Origin of the sequence: Micromonospora sp. DT41 (assembly GCF_049841715.1) — a bacterium.
Classification (GTDB): Bacteria; Actinomycetota; Actinomycetes; order Mycobacteriales; family Micromonosporaceae; genus Micromonospora; species Micromonospora profundi.
Genome location: NZ_JBNCKU010000005.1, coordinates 33,157 through 56,653, shown reverse-complemented (window position 1 = coordinate 56,653; position 23,497 = coordinate 33,157). Strand labels below are relative to the sequence as shown.

Here is a 23,497-nt window from a genome sequence, read left to right as displayed (position 1 = left end):
CGGTCAGGGGCGTGTCTATAGATCGCGAGTAAGCCTCACTTCGTCCCGTTCGGGGCCGCCGGTTCTCACTCGTCGCGGCAAGCCCTGGGCGTAGTAACCGAACGTCTCGTGGAACGGTGAGAGCTCGCGGATGGCACCGTCGACCTGGTCAGCCTTATGGTCGTCCGGGTCATCGAAGAATGCCACGTCGACCTCCATGGAGGCGGTGGCCTCCAGCGGGAGTCTGCTCTCCGGGATCGCCCCCAGCACCGACTGGCTACCAATGACGAGGACGTCCGGGGCTCCCGCGATTTGGCACGCGGACCGCAGGACATGCTCCAGTTGCTCGCGCCTCATGCCGCTCGTTTCCAACCGCTGCGCGTGAACGACTCAAGGACCTTCTTGCGCTGCGACTGTGACAGGACCCCGGCGAAGGGTGAGTTCTGTCGTAGCTCCACAGCTTCCGGATCATCCGAGGTCAGCGTCTTGAGGACGGCATCGACGCCCTCTTCGAGCTTGTCTTCCCAGCGCTTCAACCACACCTCGGTCATGGTCTCCCGGTGCTGCCGGAGGAGCCGATCGAGATTCTCCCGGGCCTTGCCAAGTACCGCGTCCGGATCGGTAACCAAATTGCCCGCCACCGCCTGGTGCAGCCACAGTGACTTGAGTTGATCGCGCGTCAGCTCCGGCTTGGGGCGCAGCATCGCCTCAACCTGGCTCCGCTCAATCCTCCGATGCATGCCGACCATCACGAACGGCAGATCTCCACGCTCGCAGAGGTTGACCACCTGCTGACGCGACGATCCCAGCAGCTTCGCAGCCTGGCCCGTGGTCAGCAGGTTCCCACCTGTCTTCACCATAGTTGAAGCATGTGCCGCAAACGCTAAAACGCAACTCGTTGGACCGCTACTCGGGTGGGTCGGCGGGCGGCTGGTGCTTCCGGATCGTCTGGTCGGCCAGTCGTTCGACAGCGCGTCGACGCTCCTCGGCGAGCGACCGCTCGTCCGGCTTGCGGAGCGCGGTGACGACGGCGATCAGGAAATCACGCCATATTGATGCCATAAGGTATCCCTGTGGAACATTGCGGCGGCAACAGTATTTTCCCTCACTAGTTCTGTGGCCGGCAGGGCCCATCCGGTCGTCGGCAGCCACCGAACGGGGTATGAAGGGGCAGGAATCTGCCCGCACCGGAAGGACGCGTCCTGATGACCCTGGAACGACCGATCGCCCCGGACCCGTACGAGCTGCTGCCGACGGTGCCCTCGTTCACGCTGACCAGTGACGACGTGCAGAACGGCGAGCCGATGGACGCCCGGCACGCGCACGGCAGCACGGGGGGTGACAACGTCTCTCCGCAGCTGACCTGGTCGGATTTCCCCGCCGAGACGAAGAGCTTCGCGGTGACCTGCTACGACCCGGACGCGCCGACCGGCAGCGGTTTCTGGCACTGGGTGCTGGTGAACGTACCGGCCGACGTGACGCAGCTGCCCAGCGGCGCCGGCGGCGCGGCGGGCACCGACCTCGGCGGCGCGTTCTCCGTCCGCAACGACTACGGCGAGCAGGGCTACGGCGGTGCGGCGCCACCGCCCGGTGACCGCCCGCATCGGTACGTCTTCGCGGTACACGCCGTGGACGTGGACCGGCTCGATCTGACCCCGGATGCCAGCCCGGCCTACGTCGGCTTCAACCTGACCTTCCACACCCTGGCCCGAGCGGTGATCCGCCCGACGTACCAGGTCAAGGAGTAACCCCAGCCCACCTCCCCCCGCGATCTTGCAGTTCCTGTCTCGGCATCCCTGGTGTAAGACGCACAAGGGCGACCGAAGTTCAAGATCGCGGGGTGGGGGCGCGGGGCGGGGTCAGGCGGGGACTCGGGCTACGGCGAAGACGGACTGGCCGAACGGGGGGCGGACCAGTTGTTCGGCTGCCTTTGTCGCGGGGAGCACGAGGGTGTCGTACACCTTGACCATCGGGCCTTCCTTCGGCATCAGGCGGAAGACCTTCGTGGCCATGAAGTAGCCGATCAACCCGAGCGCGTTGGCGTAGTGGATCTTCTCGATGGTCAGGCCGGCGTCGGTCATCGCCGCTCCGAGGGTCTTCTTCGTGTACCGCCGGACGTGCCCGGTGGCGACGTCGGCAGGGCTCATCGCGAACTGGAAGGCCGGCACGATGATGATCACGGCACCGCCGGGGCGGACCAGGTCGCGCATGCTGCGCAGCGCGCCCACGTGGTCCTCGATGTGCTCAAGGACGTTGTACGAGACGGCGGCGCTGTAGTCGCCGCGCTCGTGGTGCGGCAGCAGCATCTGCCGGACGTCGATGCCGGGCTGGGCGGCGAGCCGCTCCTTGAGCTGCACCAACCGGTCGGGGTCGGCCTCCGTGGCGGTGAACCGGGGTAGCAGTTGCGACCACTCCAGCGCGTAGTCGCCGAGACCGCTGCCGATCTCGATCGGGTTGTCACCGAGGTACGGCACCGCCAGTTCGACGAACCAGCGGCGGTGGTTGACGGCCGTCGCCAGACCCTCCAGCACCTCGGACTGGACGCGCTGGTCCCCAGTGATTTCTGCCATGCGTCGATTCCTCACGATATGAACTCGACCCGTGCCTGAACCGACAGAGTGAATCATCCGCTTGGATGGCAGAAGAATCGGGGCAGCATTGTGGCCGAATTGCGGTCGGGGGGTGGGCACGTGATCGGCGGTCGGCGAACCCGGCACATAGTACGGCAGTACCCCGAAACATGTCACGGCAGAGCCATACGCTGACTACCCTATGAATTGTCATGACTACTCCCGAACCGGACGCACCCAGCGACGGACCGGCCACTGTGCCCAGTGGCGGGCCGGGCGCTGCGCCCAGCGACGGGCCGGTCACTGTGCCGCCTGTGGAGGGGGACGGCGGCGACGGGTTGCGCCGCAACGGGAAGTGGGTCGATCTGGCCGCCGTGGTGAGCTTCGTGGCGCTCGCCTTCTGGGTCACTTGCCGCCTCTGGTTGAACCCGGGCAGTGGGGTGCGCGACAACCGCACTGACCAGTCGCAGTTCGAATGGATGTTGGCGCACGGTACGCGGGTCGTCACACGCTTCGTGTATCCATTCCATTCCGATCAGATGAACGTGCCCGACGGCGTCAACCTCATGGCAAATACGTCCGTATTATCCATTTCGCTGCCAATGACGCCCGTCACACTGCTGTTCGGCCCGCGCGCGGCATTCCTGCTCTTTCTCACGCTGGGGATGATCGCCACCGCCGTCTCCTGGTACTTCCTGCTCTCCCGCGTCCTCATCGGCGCTCGCGGGCCAGCCTGGCTGGGTGCGGGCTTCTGCGCGTTCGCGCCGGCCATGGTGTCGCACGCCAACGCGCACCCGAACATCGTGTCGCAGTACGTCGTCCCTTTGATCATCTGGCGGACGCTGCGGCTCGGTGACCCCGGTCGTTGGCTACGCAACGGGGTGCTGCTCGCGCTGGTGATCGTCTGGCAGGCGTTCCTGAACCTGGAGATCCTGCTGATGACAGCGATCGGCCTGGGCGTTGTCGTCGTCGCGCTCGCCATCGGTCGCCCACCCCTGCGGTCGCGCGCCCGGCCGTTCCTCGCCGGCCTGGCCGTTGCCGCCGGGGTCGCCGCCCTGCTGCTGGCGTACCCGCTGTATGTGCAGTTCTTCGGCCCGGGCGCGTACTCCGGGCTGTCCAGCCTGATCCGCGGCTACTCCAGCGACCTCGCCTCGTTCGTCGCGTACGCCCGGGAGTCCCTTGCCGGCAGCCCGCGCACCGCCGGAAACCTCGCCAAGAACCCGACCGAGGAGAACAGCTTCTTCGGCTGGTCCCTGCTGGTGCTTGTGGTCGCACTGGTCTGGTGGCTGCGGCGCTCGGTGGTGGTGCTCGCGTTGGCCGGGCTCGGCCTGCTCTTCACTGTGCTCTCGCTCGGCCGGGAGATCCGCTTCGCCGGTCGGGGCACCGGTATCCCCGGGCCGTGGGCAGCCTTGGAGAACCTGCCGATCCTGCACTCGGTGGTGCCCACCCGCTGGGCGTTGGCCATCACCCCGATCATCGGGGTGCTGCTCGCCTACGGCGCCGAGCGCGTACGCGAGTTGGCCCGCGCACACCCGACGGCCCGGCGGCAGATCCGCTTCGCCACCGCCACCGTGCTGACGATGGCCCTGCTGCCGATCCTGCCCACCCCGCTGCCCGTTGTCCGTCTCGACCCGGTCCCCACATTCGTGACGAGCGGAGCCTGGCGCCCCTACGTGGCCGGCGGGCGCAGTGTGGTGACCCTGCCACTGCCGGACACCACATATGCGGAGCCGCTGCGCTGGTCGGCGGTGACACGCCTGGACATGCCGCTGGCCCGGGGCTACTTCCTCGGCCCGGACACCCGCCCGAGCGCGGACCCGCCGAAGGTCGCGCTGTTCAGCGCCCCGCCCCGCCCCACCAGCAGCTTCTTCTCCACAATCAGGCGTACGGGGGCGGTGCCGCCGATCACCCCGCAGAGCCGGGTGGACGCGGTCGACGACCTGCGCTACTGGCGGGCCGGAGCGGTAATCCTCGGCCCGCAGGAACACGAGGACGCGCTGCGTCGGGGGATGACCGAGCTGACCGGGATCCAGCCGGTCTTCACCGGCGGCGTGTGGGTGTGGGACGTCCGGTCGCTGACCGACTGAGCGGGCTCGGGCCTGGCGGAGGCAGCGGGCTCAGGGCTGGCGGACGCAGCAGCCCTGGCAGACCTTCGGGCTGGGCAGCGTGAAGGCGAGGCAGCAGGTGCGCCGTTGCACTGTCGGCTCGCCGGCCGGGCCGGGCACCAGCTCGACCAGGTCCGCCAGGTCGAGTGCCCCGAGCACCGAGTCGATATTCTGCACCGTCGGGCCGGGCAGGGCGTCGGCGGCCCGCAGGAGGCCGTGCGCGATGCCGGAGGCGACCGAACCGAGCAGGGTCCGGGTGCCCACCCGAACCTCGGACTGGATGGCCGTGATGAGCGGCGCCAGGTGCGCGTCGAGCAGGGAGGCGCGCAGCTCACCGAGCAGTGCCGTCTCGTCGGCGACGACGCGTACCTGCGGAAGGCCGGCAACCGCCAGCGGGTCGTTGGGCAGCACCGCCACTGTGATGCTGCGGCGCAGACCGAGCGTGATCAGGGGCCGGTGGTCCTCGAAGTGGATCAGCACGTCGGACGGGTCGAGCAGTGGCACCCGCCGGGCCGAGGCCCAGCCGAGCACGGCCGGCAACGCCGTCCAGTAGCTGTAGGACTTCCAGGCCAGCGCGGCGCAGGCGTGCGGGGTGCCGCGCCACCGGACGCTTGCCGCTTGCAGCAACTCCGGCAGGCGGGTGCCGTCGATAAGCGTGGTGGCGGGTGCCCAGACGAACTCGTCGTCGACAAGCAGGCCGCGGGCGAGCCCTGGGAGGTCGTCGGTGCCGAACATGGCCCGCAGTGTGGCGGTGACGGGGGCGAGCGGCGTGGCGGTCATGTCCCGCCTCGGCATCACCGCTGTCACCGTGTCATCCCCCTGTCCACGCGACCGAGGAGGACCTCGGCGGACGGCAGTTGCGCCCTGAGCTAAGGCTAGCCTAACCAACCAGGGGGTGTAAGGGAAGCCTCACCTTGGCCCGGGCGGGAGGCCCCGGTCACGCCGACTCCCAGCAGGAGCGGCGCTCCGCCGTACTACCCGGCGCTGCTCGTCGAAAACGTCGACCTCACGCCCGCAGCTCGACGGGTGCTTGTCAAGCGGAGTGTCGCCAAGTTGCCAGATGCGTGTGCGCCTCGCCACAGAAAGTGAGAATGATACTCCCGGCCACGAGGACGCCGATGACGACATCCCCCCTCGAACGGGCTGCCGACTCCTTCGCGGCCGAACTCGCCCGGCAACGGACCGGGCGCGGGCTCTCCAAGAAGCAACTCGCCGTCCTCATGGGGTTCGACCCGTCCTACGTCAGCCACGTCGAAGGGCGCCGACACCGCCCCACCGAGGACTTCGCCCGCCGGGCCGAAGCCGTCCTGGAGGCCAGCGGCGCGATCTGGCAGCGTTTCCGGGAGTACGACAACCTGCGGCACGCCCGTACCGGCCACCCGCACCGCGAACCCCCCTCGCCCGGCCAGTGGCTGCCACCTGGCACCGGCCTGATCGTCGAACGGGAACTGGCAGCCCTCACCCACACCGACGACGGCTACCGGTGCGTCATCCGCCGCGAGTTGTACAACGCCGGCACCGAGCCGGTCACCCGCTACCTGGCACGCGTGGCGGTCGACCGCTACCCGAACGACCCCGGCCGCTCCAACCGGCACCACCGCGAGCACCCCCTCACCTTCGCCGAACTGCAACTCCAGGCCCGCCGGGACGACAGCGTCGGTGACCCCGAGCCGATGCACTGGCGGGCGAAGCACGACCGGGACGCGTTCAAGGAGATCTGGCTGCTGTTCGAGAACGGTGAACGGCGCTTCCCGCTCTACCCCGGCGACCGGGCCACCATCGAGTACGCGTACAGCGTCGGCCAGGAGAAGTGGGGGCCCTGGTTCCAGCGGGCTGTCCGGCTGCCCACCCGTCATCTCGCCGTACGGCTGGACCTGCCGGCGGCGCTCGACCCACAGGTCTGGGGCGTGGAGACCTCGCTCTCGGCGGAGGAGGGCCCCCTGCGGACGGCGCCGCAGCGTCGCGACGCGGGCGACCGGGCGCTCTTCGACTGGCAGACCGACGACCCCCCGCTGAACGCCCGCTACCGGATGCAGTGGCGCTTCCGCGCCCGCCCGGACACCGACCCGGACGTCGGGCCCAACGGCGTCCGGGTCCGGCCCAGTGACCGGATGCGGGGGATCGGCATCGTGCAACGCGGCGACGACCTGCTCCGCCAGCGGGTCCGGCAGTTCGACCTGCCCGGCGAGGAACAGGCCGCCCGGGACATCGTCGACCGGCTCACAATGGCGCTGGCCCGGCTCGACGAACTGCACCCGTTCAGCAAGGGCGTAGGCGTCGCCGCCCCGCAACTCGGCATCGGCCGGGCCGCAGCGGCAGTCCGACCCCCCGACCGTTCGGCGGAGCCGGTCATCCTGCTCAACCCCCGGGTGGTCGACGCCGACCCGGAAACCGACGAGCAGTACGAGGGGTGCCTGTCCTTCTTCGACCACCGCGGTCTGGTGCCCCGGCCGCTGCGCCTCGACGTGGAACACGCCCAGTGGGACGGCAGTCGGATCATCACCTCGTTCGAGTTCGGCATGGCCCGGCTCGTCGCCCACGAGATCGACCACCTGGAAGGTCGGCTCTACGTCGACCGGATGGCGCCCGGCGTGCCGCTGGTGCCGGTCGAGGAATACCGGGAAACCGGGCGTCCCTGGCGGTACTGAGCAGGGCGTCCCGGGCGGTGCTCAGCGGTTCGGTGCGACGACGGGGGCCGGGGCGCGTGCCCCAGGGGGCAGGGGCACGCGCCCCGGCTATGGGGGGAGGAACGTTCTAAAGGTCGCCGAAGGTGTCGTAGCGAATGTTCGGCGGCGGCACCCCGTCCGCTGCCAGCACCCGCAGCGCGGACCGGACCATCTGCGCCGAACCGGAGACGTAGCAGTCGTGCGTCGTCCACGGCCCGTACCGGGCCACCACGTCCGGGATGTCACCCACCTCGCCGTCGAAATCGCTGTCTTCGCTGCACGCCGCCGTGACCGACAACCACGGGTGTACGGCCACCAACTCCTGCAAGGCGGCCAGCCCGTACAGGTCAGTCGCCTGTCGTGCGCCGTAGAAGACGTGCACCCACCGCGTCCGGTTGTAGGTGGCCAACTCCTCCACCAGAGCCTTGATCGGCGCCAGCCCGACCCCGCCGGCAACGCAGAGGATGTCCCGTTCCGAGGTGCGGTCCAGCGTCATCGAACCCATCGGCGCGGCCAGCCGCAGCAGATGGCCCGGCCGCACCCGGCGGACGAGCGCACCGGACACCCATCCCGCGCCCGGGCTGCGAACGTGGAACTCCAGCACGTTGTCGTCGTTCGGGGCGTTCGCCACCGAGTAGTTCCGCCACACCCTCGGGTGGAAGCGCGGCAACTCCAGGCTTACGTACTGACCGGCCCGCCACGACAGCGGATGCTGCAACGCCCGGCAGGTCAGCACTGCGGTGTCCGGGCCGTACCGCTCATGGGTCAGCACCTCGGCGTGCCAGAACGGCGGGTTGTCGTCGTCGGCGGCACCGGCAACCATCTTCGCCGCGATCGCCGCGTACGCGTCCCGCCACGCCTGGTCGTACTCCAGGTTCCAGCCGTCGCCCGCCGTGCTGCGCAGCGCGTCCAGCAGCGCGACGCCCATCGTCGCGTAGTGCTTGTCGTCGACGTGGTACTTGCGGTGGTCCCGACCCAGCGCCCGCAGGAACTCATCGAAGCTCTCCGGGTCGTCCACAGTGTGGATCGCCGTGATGATCGCCTCCAGCAGGCGGTCACCCTGGCCGGTCATCTGCACCGGGAAGAGCTGCCGCAGGGCCGGGTCGAGCAGGAACAGCCGGGCGTAGAAGTGGCCGCTCAGCCGCTCCCGGTCCTCCTCGACCAGGGTCCAGCTCTCCTTCAGCAACCGCGCGACATTGTCCACCGGGTGCTCCTTCTCCAGACGTCAGCGGATCGGGCATCCATAGAATCTCCACGGAGCGTGCACACCGGTCGCACAGAATGTGCGATCGGCTCACGCCGGCCGGTCGGCCGTACCTGCGGTGCCACCCGTCGGGCAGAGTGGTGCGGTGACCGTTGAGCTGACCCGCCCGGTGTCCCGCCGAGTGTTGGGGACCGAGACGCTGCTGGTTCTCGGCCTCTCCCTCGGCCAGTCCGCGGTCTACGCGGTGGTGTCGATCATCGCGAAGCTGACCGCCGAGGGGCCGCTCTCCAAGCAGACCGCCTCGCTGAACACCTCGGCGTCGGCCCGCCCCTGGCTGGACCTGACGTACCAACTGCTCGGCATCGTCTTCGCGCTGCTGCCCGTGCTGCTCGCCGTACACCTGCTCAGCCGCGATCCCGGCGACCCGGCGCGGACCCTCGGCATGGACGCCCGACGGCCCGGCCAGGACCTTGCCCGGGGCGCCGGCCTGGCCGCGCTGATCGGCCTGCCGGGGATCGCCCTGTTCTGGGTGGCGGCCCAGCTCGGCATCAACGCCACGCTGGTGCCGGCCGCGCTGCCGGACCTCTGGTGGACCGTTCCGGTACTGATCCTCGCCGCCATCCAGAACGCACTGCTGGAGGAGGTGATCGTGGTCGGCTACCTGGTCACCCGGTTGCGCCAGCTGCACTGGCGGCTGGTCACGATCATCGCGGCCAGCGCGCTGTTACGCGGCTCGTACCACCTCTACCAGGGCTTCGGCGCGTTCGTCGGCAACGCCGTGATGGGCGTCGTGTTCAGCCTCTTCTACCTGCGGACCCGGCGCGTGATGCCGCTGGTCATCGCGCACACGCTGCTCGACGTGGTCGCCTTCGTCGGCTACGCGCTGCTGCCCCGTGAGTGGTTCGACTGGCTCTGACGCGGCCGGTAGGCGGCCACCGCCCGCGCTGCCAGCCGTTCGGCCGCCGCCGAGTCGCCCAGCGCTGCGGCCAGCACCGCCGCACCCGGCAGCAGCCGGGACGCCAACCGCAACGCCAGCCACCCGCCGGCCTGCGCCGTGAGCGGTGCGGCCAGCCGCCACGCGGCCTCCGCCGCCCTCGGCCACGCCTCCTCCACCGGATCGCCCGCTGCCTGAGCGGCGGCCAGCGCGGCACGCGCGCTCTCCGGATCCGGGTGCACCTGGGTGAGCACCAGCAGGTCGACGGCCCGGTCGGGATGCGCCGGATCCTGCCCGTACGCCGCCGCCAGGTGCAGCACCAGGTTCGACTGGGTCCAGAGCACCGACACCAACTCCGCCACCGGCGCGAAGAGCCCCGCGAGCGCGGCCGTCGCCCCACCCGCAGCCGCCGCACCGACGTACCGCCGGGTGGCCAGCCGGGCCAGCCCGTCAGCCGGAGCGTCCGGATACCGCGCCCGGAGCCGTTCGGCCCACTCGGCGGCACCCGGGCCGAGCGCCGGCACCGCCGCCAGGGCCAACAACTCCGGCGCGAAACCCGGGTGGTCAAGCACGCGGGCGGTCACCGCCCGAAAATCCCATTCCGAGGTACGCCCCAGAGTCGGCACCCTCTCGTGCGCGATCTGCTGCGTGGGCGTGTGCACGACCTGCTGCCCGGCTGGCGCTTGCGCGGCCTGCTGTGGGGCTGGCTCCTGTGGGGTCTGCTGTGCTGCGGGCTCGCTGCCCGTGGCGGCGCTGCCGGGGAGGGCGAGAGGCTCCGCGACGTCGGGACGTGGCTGCTCGGTGGCAGTCTCGGGTGCTGCCGACGTGGCTTTCTTCGACGCGGCACTCTTGCGGGGGCTCGCCGCCCGCTTGGCCGGTGTGGATGCCTTCGTCGGTGTGGCTGCCTTGGCGGGCGTGGCTGCCTTGGTCGGCGTGGTCGCCTTGCTGGGCGCGACTGCCTTGGTCGCCTTGGCGGGCGCGGTTCGCTTGGTCGGGGTCTCTTGTGCGGCCCGCTTGGCCTGGTTGACGTGGTCGCTCGGGGTGACCTGCCTGCTCGAAGAGGTCTGCTCGCTCGGGGCCGCCGCTGGTTCGGTCGGAGCGGTTGCCGGCTCGGTTGGGCTAGGCGGAACCGGCGGCGCGGTCGTCGTGCTCGGGTCGCCGGCCGACGTCAGCGGCTTCTTCCGAGCGGGAGCCTTCCGCGCGGAGGTGGAGCGCGCCTTCGGTGCCCGCGCCGGACCGGTGGAAGCCTCCGCGCTGCCCCCGGGCGCTGACTCACCCGCAGTGCGTGTCGTCGAGCCGCCCGCATCGGCGGTACCCGCTTCATTCGCCTCCGCCGCAGGGGCGTCGGCCGCAGGGGCGTCGGCCGCAGAGGCGTCCGCGCGGGTCGGGCCGTCGACGTCCGCCGCCGGGCTTTCCGGCGCCTGGCCGCGGCCTGACGTCGCCCGTTCCGCCGGCCCTGCCTGACTGGCATCCGGTGCCGAGGCTTGCGTGCTGGCGATCGTGCTGTCGGGCGCGAGAGCTGGCGAGCGCCTCGGCTGCCGGGGCAGGGGGCGCTCCGGCTCCGGTGGCTGGAACAGGACCGTCGGGGCGGGCCTGGTACGCCTCGGGCGCTGCTCACCCGACGTATCCCCGGCCGCCGCAGGCCCCGACGGTGCCTTCTCCACGGCCTGCTCAGCGGCCGTCGGCGGAGTGAATGTCGCCCGCGGAGAGCGCCGCCGCGCTCGGTCAGCAGGCTCTCGACGGGTCGGCTCGCTGGGCGGCTGCTCCTGCATATCGATGGAGCGTAGTCCCGATCACGCTGCCGCACAGCTCGGAACACGGGCTCCAGGAGCTGCGGCAGACGTACCCTGGAAGTCGTTTTGCTCCCGGTGGGTGGGGACCTGTATCCTCGGGCGCGGTGGTCTGCGGGCCACCTGGGAGACTTCGCCTAGTCTGGTCTATGGCGCCGCACTGCTAATGCGGTTGGGGTCTTAAAGCCCCTCCCGGGTTCGAATCCCGGAGTCTCCGCGCGAAAGTCAGGTGTGTACACTGGCTGAGCACGAGCGCCCGTAGCTCAATGGATAGAGCATCTGACTACGGATCAGAAGGTTAGGGGTTCGAGTCCCTTCGGGCGCACAGAAAGATCGAGGCCGTGACCTGCGGAAACAAGGGTCACGGCCTTTTGTTTCCCATTTATAGCGTCTGCAATCCCGCATAGTGGGATTGCAGCGTTGAGCGGGCTTCGCCACGCGATCGGGGGCGGACCCGCATCCCGTGGTTACTTTCGTGACGCTTGCCGGGGTGCTTGTCGTCCCGGTGCCGTTGCTGGCTGCTGCACCGGAAAGGCGACAGCGCCGCGGCCAGCGGCAGACCGGTGACCGGGCGATGCTCGTGGGATCGTGCACGTACTCGAGTCCGCCGGCTCGTCGGGCAAGCTTCCCACCTCGTTCATGGTGCGCTGGCAGGTCGCGCACTGCCGGCTCGCGGAATAAGGCAGCCCGCGTCTACTTGTAGATCATCGGGTTGTCTGCCGGCCTGGTACCCGCTGTCGGCGCCCTCCGTCATGGCCGCCGGGTTGACACTGGGTTCCCTCGCGGGACGTGATGGCGGCCGCTTGTTCTCGCCACAACACCCCGTGCCACGAGTTTGGCCTGAGGGCGGCTCAGCCTGGAAGCGGAACCGGCCTGATATGCAGGCTGTTCGCGTAGTCGACGGAGGCGATCGCCAGGCCGCCAGCGGCCTCGGTCACGGCAACGAGTCTGACGGCCTCACCCTTGTGTCCTTTGTAGGCGTCGCCGACCTGCCGGAGTTCGTCGTCGAGTAGCACGACACCGCGCGCGTGGCCGGAGGCGATCCAGGTTCGTCCGGCGGCGGTTGTCAGCGCCACGGCGGTGCAGCAGTGGTGTTTGTGATTGTCGAAGTCGTGGAGGAGTTCTCCGGTCACGGCGTCCCGCAGTTGTAGAGCGTCCATGCCTGCCGGGTCGTAGTCGAAATCGTCGGCGGCGACGTCCAGGCCCTGGATGAGCGCCGCCCGGTCGTTCAGCATGCCGAGCACGGCGACGTCAGCGCCGTCTTCGAGTTGTAGCGGCTGCCTTATCCGTTCGGCGGCCCACACGTCCCATAGCGCGGCCATGGAATCTCCCAGGCATGGCTCGTCGTCGGCGATGTCGCCGTGCACCATCGCCAGTAGTTGTTCGCCGGTTGCGGCCATCGACAGGGATCTGACGGTTTGGCCTACCGGCACCTGGGTGAGCAGTTCGGCCGTCACGATGTCCCAGAGTCGCAGCGTCTGGTCCGCTGCGCAGACGCCGAGCAGGCAGCGGCTGCCGGTGTCGACCGTGGCCGCCGCGTACATCGCAGGACCGCCATGGTGCAGCGGATCACCCAACTTCGTGCCGGAGTTGGCGTCCCAGCGCTGCACCAGCCCTTGGCCGGTGACACCTACCAGGATGTCGCGACCGGGACCGCCGAAGGCCACTGAGGTGACCGTGCCGCCGGCATCGAGGGAGTCGATGATCCGTCCGGTGGCCGCGTCCCACAGCCGGATCGTTGCGTCCTCGGAACTGGACGCGAACACCGGCTCACCGCGGCGGGTCCCGGCGGCCAAGGCGGTGATTCTGCCGGTGTGGCCGGTGTCCACCGGCGCTGCCTGCAGGATCCACATGCGCGGAGCGCCCTTGCTGGCCACCGAGATCAACACCTGCTCACCGGCCCACAGTGCGGGCAACAGGGCGGTGATCTTGCCGGTGTGGCCGCTGAACGGAATCCCGACGGCCTCGCCCGTGGCGGCGTCCCACACCCGGATAACCTGATCAGTGCCGCCGGCGATCACCACCTCCCGGCCGGAGATCTTCGCGAAGGCGATAGCCAGCACCCATGCGCCCGCGTGCCCGGCACTGGTGGGCGCCGGCGGGTGAGCGCGTAGCCTCGGGGCGACCTCCTGGCCGGTGACCGGATCGAAGACGTGCACCGCACCGTACCCGTCTCCGGCGGCCAGCACTGTACGGCCACCGAGGCGCCCGGCGGCGAGAGAACCGATGATCCCCATGCCTGTGGTCTCGATGCGGCCGACCATCTCGCCGGTGCGGGCATGAAAGAACTCGATCTGCCGGTCCCCGCGCATCGCCACCGTGGGCAGCCCGTCGAGGTCGACGAACGTCATGGGGCAGTCGAACGTGACATCGTCCTGTCTCGGCGGTAATTCGCGGGAGAACAGCGTCTCGTCGGTCTGCGGGTCCCACATTCGCAACGTCAGCGCGTACGAGGGTCTGGTGCGGGTCAGGACGGCGAACACCGCGCGGCCGTCCAGCCGGCCCGGGGTGATCGTCTGTACGTCGGCACCGGGCAGCGCGGCAGCGACCACCGGCAGGCCGGACTCGATGTCCCAGATCACGCCGGTGGCACCGCAGCGGAGCACGGACCCCCGCCCGCCTATCTCGGCGAATGACGCGGCGCGGATCTGCACCTCTTCCGGGATCCAGTTGTTGTAGTACGGGCTGGCGACCGTGGCGTCCGTCGTCATGTCGAACACCCGCAGCGCGCGGCCGTTGGCGGCCACGACCGCAGCGGCCCGGCCGTCGAGCACGCCGAGCGCGAGTGCCGTGCAGCCGCCGAAGCGGGCCGCCAACCGCCGCCCGTCGGCGGCCGGTACCCACAGGTCGGTGCCGTCCCGGCCGTGGTATCCCCACTGCACCAGGACGCTGATCTCACCGTTGTCGACCAGCACCGCGATGTCCTCGATCGGCCAGTCAGCGGCCGCTTCGGCATCCCACAACGCGGGCAGGTTCACTGCCTCGCCGGCGGTGGCGTCCCAGACTATGAGTGGATCAATGCCACGTCGGCCGGTGGTGAAGAACACCCAGAGGTGCCCGTCCACCTCCACCGCCGCCTTGGCACGATCACGGATGTTCGGCAGCGGCACCTCGAACGGATCGCCGACAATGGCACCGGTCAGCGCGTCCACGAGCATGAACCGGCTCTGCGGGAAGTCGTAGCACAGCAGCAGAAGCCGTCCCTGGTGGACCGCGTGCATCATCAGGAAGCCGCGAGCGTTGCCCTCGGTGATGAGGCTGCCATCCTGCGCGTCGTAGACAGCTGCACCTACGGCGACGACCCCCCGGCCGTCCACCGTGGCGACCGCAACCCGCGACTGCGCCCGCATGGGCGGAAACTGCACGTCGAGGAGCTCACCCGACCAGAGGTCACGTAACCGCAACACCCCGCCGAACTTGTCACCGTCCTCGGGATGCCGCATGAGAAGCGCCATCACCGCCTGGTCGCCGCACATGCCCACCGCCACGCTGTGCGGTCCGTGCGCGCCGTGCATCCCGGACCGGTCCGGGATGCGGGCCCCGGTCTCCACGTCGATGGCGGCGTAGTGGGAGCCGTCGGGGGTCGGCAGACCGGCGCAGACCAAGGTGGGCCTTCCTGCCACGGTAACCAGTGCCGCCGGGCCGACCTCGTCGTAGGCGTGCAATTCGTCGAAGCCCAGGGGGGTTCGTAGCACCCGATGTGGTGCGGCCCTGTCGTCCAGTTCCCAACCCTGCGACATCCCGTTCCCCTTCATTCACGAAGATCGACGGGTCAGCTTTCCAGATCACGCAACGTGACCATGAGCTAGAACACTCTTCCGCCAGGGGTATGCGCCGCCACGGGATCCAGGTGGCCCGAGCCGCGGGCGGCTTTGACGGCGAACTGCGGATCACGGATGAAGATCCAGGACCGGTACTGCCACGGTTTGATCGTGTCCCGGGCGAGGATCCGGCGGACCTCCTCGCTACTGGCCTGACCGGCGTAGCGGTGTTGATCTATCCTGCTCGCCGTGACACAGTCGTCGCATTCGAGCGCCTATGTGCGACCCTCGCAGGTATCGTCCGGGTCAGACGGCGGTCGGGTTGCTCTGGAGACCTCTGGCGGCCGGACGCCGCGGGGGACCGCGGCTCATCCCCACTTCTTCTCCGGCTTCCTGACTGACGCGCGGAGCGCTGCAGCCGGGCTGCTCGCTGTGGCTGACGTCGCCGCCACCCGCTACTACCAGCCGGCGTTGAGGAACTCGCTCGATCCGGTCATCACCGGCAACGGGGATCGGTTGCGTTTCGAGTCTTTTTCCGGCTGTTGCGGGGTCTACGCGCGGCTGGACCTGCTCGCTGACGGGATGGACGGCGGCGACATCGGGCACGGCACGTCGAACTTCGACATCAACGATCCGCTTCGGCTCGCGTTGTCGCGGATCGCGCCGAACGATCCGCTGCACTTGCGCGTCGGCCCGGACGAGCTCGCCGTCACAACGCTCAGCGGGCCGCTGGTGGAGAAGAAAGTGCCCCTGCCGCAGCGCTGGGTACGCGGTTTCGCGGAGACGCAGGTGATCGCCCCGACGTTCGACCTGCGGGCCGAGGTGTCCGCCGCCGACGCGGTGCGGTTAATGCGGTCGCTGCCCACCCGTGGCCGGGCCGGCGAGTTGTGGGTGGTGCCCGCTGGCCGGACGCTGCGGACGACGTCGCGCCCGGCGCCCGGTGCGGTCTGCCTGCCCGGACCCGCTCGGCTGGCAGCGCTGAACCGCATGCTGCGGCACGCCCGCACCCTGCGGCTGTACGGCCCCGCAGTCGCCAGCGGCAGCCCGCCGTCTGCCAGTGCCTGGGAGGTGGAGCTTGCCGGCACGCGTCTGACGCTGATGCTCTCCCCGCATGTTTCGCGCGGCTTCTCCGGCGAAGGCGCCGTGCTGGACCTCCTGGCTGGCCCGGAGGCGCAAGCCGATGCCGACCTGCTCAGCGTGCTGCTCGCCTGGGAACCGCGGATCGACGTCAGTGACCTCGCCGTGCAGGCCGGGCTGACGACCGACCGGGTGCGCGCGGCGCTCACCCAGTTGGGGACCGCGGGCCGGGTCGGCTATGACACCGCGGAGGCTGCGTACTTCCATCGTGAGCTGCCCTACCACGCGCAGCAAGCGGAACTGCACAACCCACGGCTGCGCGACGCGCGGGAGCTGGTGCGTGGCGGCGCGGTGACGCTGGACGCGACGACAGCCACGGTGCGTTCCAAGGACAACGTCTATCTCGTCAACCACACCGGGCGAGTCATGGGATGCACCTGCCTTTGGTGGGCCGAACACCGCGGTGGGCGAGGTCCGTGCAAACACGTACTCGCCGTACGCATGACCATCAGAGGAGATCAGCGATGAGCCCTGAACGACAGCGACTTCTCGACGCGGTCAGCGCCGGCGACAAGCAACAGGTCCTGCTCCTGGTCGGCAAGATGGACGACGCGACCCGCAAGATATGTCTGCCCGCCGTGACACAGGTCCTGCGCGAGGTGCCCCGCGGCACGTACCCTCCGGTCTTCGGCGCTGCCGAACTGGCGGGCCTGGGCTGTCAGCCCACGCCGGCCGCGGCCGCGCAGTGGGTCAGGGCCACGAGCCGCAGACGGCCTCCCGGAACCAGGTACCCCGAGTCCTCCTCGGACGTCCTCGCCGGACGCGATCCCGGCTGGCTCGGCGAGCTGGCACACCGGCTGGCCGCGGAGATGGATCAAGAGGGCGTGTTCGCGGGCACACACCCGCTCTACGAACTCGTGCAGAACCTGATACGGATGTCGGATTGTGCGACGCCGGCCACGGCCGGCTACGCCGTCACCCGGCTGAGATACAGCCGAGGGCTGGCCGATCTACGCGCCGATCCCGACATGCCGGTGCTGATACCGGTGGCCCTGGACGTCGATGGATTCGGAGCGCGGATCCTCCAGGATGATCAGTGGTTGTCCGACCTGGTGGCCCTGGCCGAGTCCGGACATCTGGACCGCGCGGCACTGATCGACAAATGCGCCGCCCGGTTGCTGCGTGGTGGGAGACCCAGCGAAATCCGCGGATTCCGGCGCCTGCTGGAACGCCTGGAACTGACCGGCGACGAGATCGCGGACCGGGCCGGTGACTGGGCACGCCTGGCAGCCGACGCCGACGCCCCGGTCGCCGGCGACGCACTGGCCCGACTGCGCCTGCTGACCGACGCCGGTCGGCTGAACCCCACCTTGCTGGCGGACACCGCGCAAGACGTGTTGGCCCGGCCGGAGAAGGCACTGGTCAGCGCACAGCTCAAGCTGCTGGACCGTGCCGTCCGCCACGACCGCTACGACGCGGCTCCACTGCTGGTTGCCGCGACTGTGGCGTTCGGGCACGAGGAGCACGCCGTGCAGGACCAGGCGTGGAAGCTCGTGGCCCGGCACCTGCGTACGGTGAATCAGGCGGTGCGATCGCAGATCGCCGAGGCGGTCGCGGTGCTCACGCCCGACTTGCGCCGGCGTGCGACCGATGAGCTCGGCGGGCCGGCGCCCACCGCCGGGCCGGTGCGGGCGCGGTATCGGGAGACACTGCCGCCTGTGGCGGTGCCCGAACTGGCCCCTCCCGTACTGGAGTCATTGCCGGAGCTGGTCCAGGAGGTGAGCGCGATCCTGGCCGCCAAGCGTCCCTCCACCACTGAGTCGGAACGGGCTCTGGACGGCCTGGTCCGGTTCGCCAACCGAGATCGGGCCGCGCTGACGGACGCGTTGAGCACCATCGCGTACGTCAGGAAGCCGCCGACCTACGTGGCGGGCATCGGTGTCGTCGTGCTCGTCCTCGCAGGCGAGCTCGACGGCGTGAAACGTCCGCTCGTCCCCAGGGAGGTGGATACCCCGGTTCGAGAAAGGCAGTGCGCGCATTGCGCATTCCGCCTCGTGTGGCGGGCCCGGCTCTTCGAGGTGGCGCGCCGCATCACGACCGATCCGCCGCCGTTTCTGCTCGCCACGCCCACCTGGCACACCGGCGTGGTGGACGCCGATGTGCTGCTGGAGCGGCTGACCGAGTACGCGCGACGCGGCTTCTCGGCCGGATCCGCCGACCTCGAGCAGGCTCTTCTGCGTACCCGGCTACCGGAGCAACCGGAACGCGAGCGGCTCGCGGCAGCCGCCGCGGGATTGGGCACGGCGGACGGCACGCGGTTCGCAGCCTGGTTGTCGTCCGGCGGCCTGCGACCGGTGGCGGAGGAATCCTTCGGTTCGGCCCTGCCCGCGCTGCGGTCAGGTTTCACCGAACCGTTCCGGCGAGTGAGCGGGCGGATGTCCCGGGTGGACGGCTACGACCAGGAGGGGCACGACCTGCCAGGCAGATGGGGGTATCTCGATCTGGTCGGCCGCGGCATCGACCTACCCCAATGGGTTGCCACCGTCCCCGTGCAGCGAGAGTACGTCGCGGAGCAGATGCTCACGAGCAAAGCATGCGAGCACCTCGACAAATACGCCCGCGATCTGCACCGGCTCGTAGCGGCCGACGGGCCGGCCGGGCCGGCCCTGCACCGGCTCATCGCAGACGCACTGGTGCGGGCCAGCCCGCAGAACTGGGCCGGTGTCATCGACGCACTGTTGCAACTGGTCGCCCGAAACGAGTTCGACGCGACGCAGTGCGGACAGTATCTGGGCCGCTGGCAACAGGGCAGCGACTCCCGGCCGCCCGAAGTGCTGGATGTCCTGAGTGAGATGGCACGCACCGGTGCGTACGCCACCGTCTGGCAGATCCTGGCCGGCGCCCTACCCGGTCTGCTTCCCGAAGGCCGGCGCCCACGCCGCCTCGCGGCGCTGCTGTCGCTGGCCGCCGACTGCGTCAGCCGATGCGGAGCAACAGGAACGCTCCCGGAGTTGGACGCCGTCGCCGACAGCAAGGCCAGCTCGCAGACGGTCAAACAGGCCCGGCGCCTGCGTCAGTGCCTGACCGCAGGCGCCAGCCCTCGCATGCCGTCATGAGCGTCTGCGCATCGGCCGTCGATCCGGGTCCTCATCAACCACCCCCAGCGAGACGAAAGCGAGGAAGGTGATCATGCCGGCAACTGATTGCTTTACCAGCGCGGGGCCTTAGGTTTTGCCATCGACACAGACGGCCCGGTCGTGAGCTGCGATCGCACGCCCGGGCCGCGCTGAGAAAAGGATCAGGGGAGGTCGATCGGGCGCAGGACCCGGTCGATGCCGTGCGCGATCTGCGGCGGCCGACCGGAGTCTCTAAAGGTGATCTTGGATCAACGGTTCGTCACCCCGGATGCCATCGCACGGTGTTGACGCAGTCGTGGGCAATGCGCTGCCGCCGCTGTCGACGTCGTATCACATAAAGGCCCAGCCAGCGTTGTGCTTGTCGGTGGAGGTCGGATCTGCCGGATCGGCGTCCCGGCGCGCCGTTGTAAGACGGTGGCCGTCGGCGTGCGGAAGGTCCACCCCGGCGACGTTGGTCACGGGCGGAGGGGCGGATCTGCGATTCGGCATCACGCCTCGCCGGCAGAAGCGTCGGACCTGTCGATGCCCGATATACTGCATGCGGCAACGTGGCTACCTGTTGGTTCCCCTTCCGGTCCAGCGAAGATCGCCTCGCGCAGAGGCCGGGGTGCCAGCCGAGCTTCACCGCTGGTGCCCTTGCGGACCGCCACCTGGCCCGCTGTCGTCGCGTCCCTCGGCGGCGTCGACCTGATCAACCTCGGCTTCGGCGGCAGCGCGCTGCTCGACCCGTTCACCGCCCGCGCCATGCGGGACACCCGAGCGGACCTCATCAGCGTGAAGATCGGCATCAACCTGGTGAACGCCGACCTGATGCGGCTGCGCGCCTTCACCCCGGCCGTGCACGGCTTCCTCGACACCATCCGGGAGGGCCACCCCACCACGCCGTTGCTTGTCGTCTCCCCGATCTACTGCCCCATCCACGAGGACACCCCCGGACCGGGCGCGTTCGACCTCACCGCCCTCAGCACCGGACAGCTGCGGTTCCGGGCCACCGGCGACCCGGCGGAACGGGCGAGCGGGAAGCTCACGCTCCGTGTCATCCGCGACGAGCTGGCGCGGATCACCGCCCAGCGGGCCGCCGACGACCCGAACCTGCACCACCTCGACGGCCTCGACCTCTACGGCGCGGCCGACTTCGCCGAGCTGCCGTTGCCCGATCAGCTCCATCCGGACACCGCCACCCACCGACGCATCGGCGAACGCTTCGCGCAGCGGGTGTTCAGCGCCGACGGTCCCTTCGCGGGACCCAGCTCCTGACGGACCGGGTGAACCGGTGGGGAGGGGACCCGTCCGTGAGACGCTGGCGATGCCGAATGAGCATGAACACCGCCGGTTCCGTCTTCGACCGCATGCCGTACCCCTGTCAAGGTCGAGTCCTGTCCGTCCGGCGCCACCCCGCGCCGGACCTCACGACCGACAAGGAGTGATCATGGTGCGTGCGACACGCCGTCTGGTGGGCGCGCTGGCAGTGGTGTCACTGGCCGCCTGCGGTCCCGCCGATGCCGGAGGGCAGCCGACGCGGACCCCTGCGGCGACGGTGAGCCCGTCCACCGCCGCCGCTGACCGGGACCAGGAGTTCCGGCGACTGGAGGAGAGATTCGACGCGCGGCTCGGGGTCTACGCGATCGACACCGGCACTGGCCGGACCGTGCAGTACCGGGCCGACGAGCGGTTCGCGTACGCCTCGACGTTCAAGGCGTTGGCAGCCGCCGAGGTCCTCGACGAGACCACCGACGCCGAACTGGAGCAGGTGGTCCGGTACTCGGCGGACGATCTGGTGACCTACTCGCCGATCACGGAGCAGCACGTCGCCGACGGCATGACGCTGCGCGCGATCGCGGACGCGGCCGTGCGCTACAGCGACAACACCGCCGGCAACCTGCTGCTGCGCCAGCTCGGCGGGCCACAGAAGTTCGAGAAGGAACTGCGCGAGATCGGCGACAAGGTCACCGATCCGGAGCGCTACGAGACCGCGCTCAACGAGGCCAGGCCGGGTGACCGGCGGGACACCAGCACCGCGCGGGCCCTTGCCGGTTCCCTGCGGGCGTACGCCGTCGGCGACGTCCTCGAATCGGCGGACCGCGACATCCTCAACGGCTGGCTGCGGGGCAACACCACAGGCGGCGAACTGATCCGCGCCGGTGTTCCCGACGGCTGGGTCGTCGGGGACAAGACCGGGTCCGGCGGCTACGGCACCCGCAACGACATCGCGGTGATCTGGCCGCCGGATCGGGCACCGATCGTCCTCGCTGTGCTGTCCAGCCGCGACAAGAAGGACGCCGACTACGACAACGCCCTCATCGCGAGGGCAACGGAGGTCGTGATCGCAGCGCTGTGACTGCGGTCCCCACCTGACTAACTCCACCAGGGCAGGGTGCCCGTGCGGAGGTGGTCGTGCAGTGTCCGGGCGACCTGCGCCATCGTCGCCTCGCTACCGGGCTGCGCGACGGCGGGCACCCGGGAGGCGGTGAGCGCGGCGACCGCGTACGACTGACCGTCGGCGTGGTCCACCACCCCTACCTCGTGGCGCAGGTGCAGCAGGGTGCCCGTCTTGGACGACCAGCGGGACGCGTCGGAGGTGAAGTCCGGGGCGAGTCGCTGCCGGTGCAGGTTGTCGCCCATCAGGGCGCGTACCCGATCGGCAGTGGCTTCCTGGATCGTCGACGGGCGCCAGAGGGCGTGCAGCAGGTCGACGTGGGCCCGGGCCGATCCGGTGTTGGCGCGGGTGACGTCGAGTTGGGCGACCGGGTGGCCCTGTCCGGGGGTTCCCGCGCTGATGGCGAGGGAATGGGCCAGGTGTACGTCGTCGGGGTCGAAACGTTCCGCAGGCGTCTCGGCGAGGTCGCCGACCCGGTGTCGCACGGCGATGCCCTCGATGCGCAGTCGCCGCAGCTCGACCGCGACCTCGGCCGGCGGGACGAGGTCGAACAGCGCGTCGGCGGCGACCCCGTCGCTGATGGCGGTGCTCAGGTAGAGCAGGTCGTCCACGGCGATCCGCGCGGGGTGGCGGAAGCGGCTCAATCCGGTCGGGCCCGGTGTGGTAATCCGACCGGGCGGGACGTCGACAGGCGTCGCCGGGTCGAGTTCCCCGCGTGCGATCCGTTCGAGCACGGCGACTGCCAGCGGCACCTTCACCAGTGACGCCGCCGGGTACGGGGTGTCCGCGTCGAAGCCGATCTCCTCGCCGGTGTCGAGGTTGCGGACCAGGAACGCGCCGTGCAGCCCCGCCTCGTCGAGCAGGTCCTGGGCGTTGCGGACGACTGCGGTGGCGCTCACGCGGGATCTCCCGTCGTGCCGGCCCTGGCCGGCTCTGGATGGCCGTCGGGCGCGCCGAGGCATCGCGCGATGTCCGCGTACAGGACCGTGCTGAGCTGATCGAGGTCTTCGCGTACGCCAGCGGCGACGTCGTAGCCGCGCAGGAGCCGTGGGCCCGCGAGGGGGCACCAGTGCAATCCGAAGTCCTCGGCCTGTTGACGGGAGCACAGCAGCAGGTCGGGGGAGCCGAGGGCCGCTGCCGCGGCGTCGACGAGGGACGGCGCGACCGCCACCTGAGCCGGCACCAGGCCGGCCGACTGGCCGGCACGGGTCAACGGGTCCCGCAGGTGGGCGACGTCGTCCTCCGGTTGGATCAGGATCCGCCGGCGTGCCTGCGTGCGGGCCCGGCCGCTGCGCAGCGTCTCCAGGAACACCGTCGGCGCCGGGAAGGGGGTCCGGGCGGCCAACCCGAGCGGCACCCGCCAGGACGCCGCCGCCTCCGGAACCGCCACGATTCCGGCACCGACCTCAAGGGTCTGACAGAGCCGGGCTCGTTCCGACGGGCCGGCCGGCCGTACCTCCAGGTGGATCCGCTGCCGCCGCGCCGCGACCACCAGATCGGCGAGGCGGCGCGGCGGGCAGATCTCGGGTACGGCGACCCGCAGCGGACGCAACAGTGCCCGCTCGGCGTTGTCGCCCATCGCATCGGCGAGGTCGACCAGGCGCCGGGCCGACGGCAGCATGTCCTGCCCGAACGACGTCAGCCGCACCGCGCGGGACGACCTGTCGAACAACCGCGCCCCGAAATGCTCCTCCAGGGCGGCGATGCGGCGACTGGCGACCGACTGGGGAATACCCGCCGCAGCAGCCCCGGAGGTGAAGCTGCCGTGGCCGCTGACGGCCACGAAGGCTCGGCAGGCGGCGACCACATCCACCAACCGAACGTATCGCGGCCGTGTGCCGCCCTGAACAGCAGCCGACGGGCGGCGTCTTCTCGCGGAGCGTCGCGGGTCATCAGC

Annotated in this window: 19 protein-coding genes and 2 tRNA genes; 11 read left to right on the top strand and 10 right to left on the bottom strand. The window is 70.1% G+C overall.

What is annotated here, in order from left to right; all coding sequences use genetic code 11:
- Positions 1-15 precede the first annotated feature (15 nt).
- From ACLQ23_RS10995 to ACLQ23_RS10985, 3 genes are read right to left on the bottom strand one after another with little or no spacing between them, the layout of a single operon-like run.
- Positions 16-336, bottom strand: coding sequence for a hypothetical protein (locus tag ACLQ23_RS10995; protein WP_425880620.1), 321 nt, complete (start codon positions 334-336; stop codon positions 16-18).
- Positions 333-839, bottom strand: coding sequence for a helix-turn-helix domain-containing protein (locus ACLQ23_RS10990; protein ID WP_355587163.1), 507 nt, complete (start codon positions 837-839; stop codon positions 333-335). The genes ACLQ23_RS10995 and ACLQ23_RS10990 overlap by 4 nt, the downstream gene beginning before the upstream one ends.
- Positions 840-885: 46 nt before the next feature.
- A complete protein-coding gene (locus ACLQ23_RS10985; RefSeq protein WP_355587160.1) occupies positions 886-1,041 on the bottom strand; it encodes a hypothetical protein in 156 nt (51 codons plus the stop codon).
- A gap of 143 nt (positions 1,042-1,184) precedes the next feature.
- On the opposite strand from ACLQ23_RS10985, the gene ACLQ23_RS10980 reads away from it, so the two are divergent.
- A complete protein-coding gene (locus ACLQ23_RS10980) occupies positions 1,185-1,727 on the top strand; it encodes a YbhB/YbcL family Raf kinase inhibitor-like protein (protein ID WP_355587158.1) in 543 nt (180 codons plus the stop codon).
- A gap of 111 nt (positions 1,728-1,838) precedes the next feature.
- Here ACLQ23_RS10980 and ACLQ23_RS10975 read toward each other — a convergent pair whose 3' ends face one another.
- Positions 1,839-2,549 (bottom strand): class I SAM-dependent methyltransferase, encoded by a 711-nt coding sequence (locus ACLQ23_RS10975; protein ID WP_425880619.1) that lies wholly within the window; start codon positions 2,547-2,549, stop codon positions 1,839-1,841.
- A gap of 212 nt (positions 2,550-2,761) precedes the next feature.
- On the opposite strand from ACLQ23_RS10975, the gene ACLQ23_RS10970 reads away from it, so the two are divergent.
- On the top strand, positions 2,762-4,636 hold the full coding sequence (locus ACLQ23_RS10970) for a hypothetical protein (protein WP_355587153.1): 1,875 nt from the start codon (positions 2,762-2,764) through the stop codon (positions 4,634-4,636).
- A gap of 30 nt (positions 4,637-4,666) precedes the next feature.
- Here ACLQ23_RS10970 and ACLQ23_RS10965 read toward each other — a convergent pair whose 3' ends face one another.
- Positions 4,667-5,449, bottom strand: a complete 783-nt coding sequence (locus ACLQ23_RS10965) for an IucA/IucC family C-terminal-domain containing protein (RefSeq protein WP_355588415.1) — start codon at positions 5,447-5,449, stop codon at positions 4,667-4,669.
- A gap of 323 nt (positions 5,450-5,772) precedes the next feature.
- Between ACLQ23_RS10965 and ACLQ23_RS10960 the strand changes: the two genes are divergently transcribed.
- Positions 5,773-7,302, top strand: a complete 1,530-nt coding sequence (locus ACLQ23_RS10960) for a peptide deformylase (protein WP_355587150.1) — start codon at positions 5,773-5,775, stop codon at positions 7,300-7,302.
- 106 nt (positions 7,303-7,408) lie between these two features.
- On the opposite strand, the gene ACLQ23_RS10955 is transcribed toward ACLQ23_RS10960, so the two are convergent.
- Positions 7,409-8,524, bottom strand: coding sequence for a globin domain-containing protein (locus ACLQ23_RS10955; RefSeq protein WP_355587148.1), 1,116 nt, complete (start codon positions 8,522-8,524; stop codon positions 7,409-7,411).
- A gap of 145 nt (positions 8,525-8,669) precedes the next feature.
- Between ACLQ23_RS10955 and ACLQ23_RS10950 the strand changes: the two genes are divergently transcribed.
- Positions 8,670-9,440, top strand: a complete 771-nt coding sequence (locus ACLQ23_RS10950) for a CPBP family intramembrane glutamic endopeptidase (protein WP_425880618.1) — start codon at positions 8,670-8,672, stop codon at positions 9,438-9,440.
- Here the strand turns inward: ACLQ23_RS10950 and ACLQ23_RS10945 are convergent.
- Complete coding sequence (locus ACLQ23_RS10945; protein WP_425880617.1) at positions 9,401-10,120, bottom strand: hypothetical protein; 720 nt, start codon at positions 10,118-10,120, stop codon at positions 9,401-9,403. The two genes, ACLQ23_RS10950 and ACLQ23_RS10945, sit on opposite strands and share 40 nt — an antisense overlap.
- A 163-nt stretch (positions 10,121-10,283) precedes the next feature.
- On the opposite strand from ACLQ23_RS10945, the gene ACLQ23_RS10940 reads away from it, so the two are divergent.
- The 3 genes from ACLQ23_RS10940 (at position 10,284) to ACLQ23_RS10930 (ending at position 11,573) form a co-directional block, all read left to right on the top strand.
- Positions 10,284-10,922, top strand: coding sequence for a hypothetical protein (locus ACLQ23_RS10940; RefSeq protein ID WP_425880616.1), 639 nt, complete (start codon positions 10,284-10,286; stop codon positions 10,920-10,922).
- Positions 10,923-11,374: 452 nt separating this feature from the next.
- Positions 11,375-11,465: transfer RNA gene (locus ACLQ23_RS10935), tRNA-Ser, on the top strand.
- Between the two features lie 35 nt (positions 11,466-11,500).
- A tRNA-Arg gene (locus tag ACLQ23_RS10930) sits at positions 11,501-11,573 on the top strand.
- 526 nt (positions 11,574-12,099) lie between these two features.
- On the opposite strand, the gene ACLQ23_RS10925 is transcribed toward ACLQ23_RS10930, so the two are convergent.
- Positions 12,100-14,988: a WD40 repeat domain-containing protein gene (locus ACLQ23_RS10925; protein ID WP_425880615.1), complete on the bottom strand. Its 2,889-nt coding sequence runs from the start codon at positions 14,986-14,988 to the stop codon at positions 12,100-12,102.
- Between the two features lie 453 nt (positions 14,989-15,441).
- On the opposite strand from ACLQ23_RS10925, the gene ACLQ23_RS10920 reads away from it, so the two are divergent.
- The 4 genes from ACLQ23_RS10920 (at position 15,442) to bla (ending at position 21,561) form a co-directional block, all read left to right on the top strand.
- Positions 15,442-16,614: an SWIM zinc finger family protein gene (locus tag ACLQ23_RS10920; RefSeq protein ID WP_425880614.1), complete on the top strand. Its 1,173-nt coding sequence runs from the start codon at positions 15,442-15,444 to the stop codon at positions 16,612-16,614.
- Positions 16,611-19,202: a DUF6493 family protein gene (locus ACLQ23_RS10915; protein WP_425735010.1), complete on the top strand. Its 2,592-nt coding sequence runs from the start codon at positions 16,611-16,613 to the stop codon at positions 19,200-19,202. Before ACLQ23_RS10920 ends, ACLQ23_RS10915 begins: the two co-directional genes overlap by 4 nt.
- Before the next feature lie 651 nt (positions 19,203-19,853).
- Positions 19,854-20,480 carry a hypothetical protein gene (locus ACLQ23_RS10910; RefSeq protein WP_425735011.1) on the top strand — a complete coding sequence of 209 codons (627 nt, stop codon included), beginning with the start codon at positions 19,854-19,856 and terminating at the stop codon, positions 20,478-20,480.
- A gap of 169 nt (positions 20,481-20,649) precedes the next feature.
- Positions 20,650-21,561 (top strand): class A beta-lactamase, encoded by a 912-nt coding sequence (gene bla, locus ACLQ23_RS10905; RefSeq protein WP_425735028.1) that lies wholly within the window; start codon positions 20,650-20,652, stop codon positions 21,559-21,561.
- Between the two features lie 17 nt (positions 21,562-21,578).
- Here bla and ACLQ23_RS10900 read toward each other — a convergent pair whose 3' ends face one another.
- Both ACLQ23_RS10900 and ACLQ23_RS10895 read right to left on the bottom strand, forming a co-directional pair.
- A complete protein-coding gene (locus ACLQ23_RS10900) occupies positions 21,579-22,499 on the bottom strand; it encodes a serine hydrolase (RefSeq protein ID WP_355587123.1) in 921 nt (306 codons plus the stop codon).
- On the bottom strand, positions 22,496-23,413 hold the full coding sequence (locus ACLQ23_RS10895) for a LysR family transcriptional regulator (RefSeq protein ID WP_355587120.1): 918 nt from the start codon (positions 23,411-23,413) through the stop codon (positions 22,496-22,498). Before ACLQ23_RS10895 ends, ACLQ23_RS10900 begins: the two co-directional genes overlap by 4 nt.
- Between the last annotated feature and the right edge of the window lie 84 nt (positions 23,414-23,497).

Excerpts from the sequence above, each read along its gene's own strand:
- ACLQ23_RS10995 (WP_425880620.1), bottom strand. The coding sequence starts at position 336 with ATGAGGCGCGAGCAACTGGAGCATGTCCTGCGGTCCGCGTGCCAAATC.
- ACLQ23_RS10990 (WP_355587163.1), bottom strand. The coding sequence starts at position 839 with ATGGTGAAGACAGGTGGGAACCTGCTGACCACGGGCCAGGCTGCGAAG.
- ACLQ23_RS10985 (WP_355587160.1), bottom strand. The coding sequence starts at position 1,041 with ATGGCATCAATATGGCGTGATTTCCTGATCGCCGTCGTCACCGCGCTC.
- ACLQ23_RS10980 (WP_355587158.1), top strand. The coding sequence starts at position 1,185 with ATGACCCTGGAACGACCGATCGCCCCGGACCCGTACGAGCTGCTGCCG.
- ACLQ23_RS10975 (WP_425880619.1), bottom strand. The coding sequence starts at position 2,549 with ATGGCAGAAATCACTGGGGACCAGCGCGTCCAGTCCGAGGTGCTGGAG.
- ACLQ23_RS10970 (WP_355587153.1), top strand. The coding sequence starts at position 2,762 with ATGACTACTCCCGAACCGGACGCACCCAGCGACGGACCGGCCACTGTG.
- ACLQ23_RS10965 (WP_355588415.1), bottom strand. The coding sequence starts at position 5,449 with ATGCCGAGGCGGGACATGACCGCCACGCCGCTCGCCCCCGTCACCGCC.
- ACLQ23_RS10960 (WP_355587150.1), top strand. The coding sequence starts at position 5,773 with ATGACGACATCCCCCCTCGAACGGGCTGCCGACTCCTTCGCGGCCGAA.
- ACLQ23_RS10925 (WP_425880615.1), bottom strand. The coding sequence starts at position 14,988 with ATGTCGCAGGGTTGGGAACTGGACGACAGGGCCGCACCACATCGGGTG.
- ACLQ23_RS10915 (WP_425735010.1), top strand. The coding sequence starts at position 16,611 with ATGAGCCCTGAACGACAGCGACTTCTCGACGCGGTCAGCGCCGGCGAC.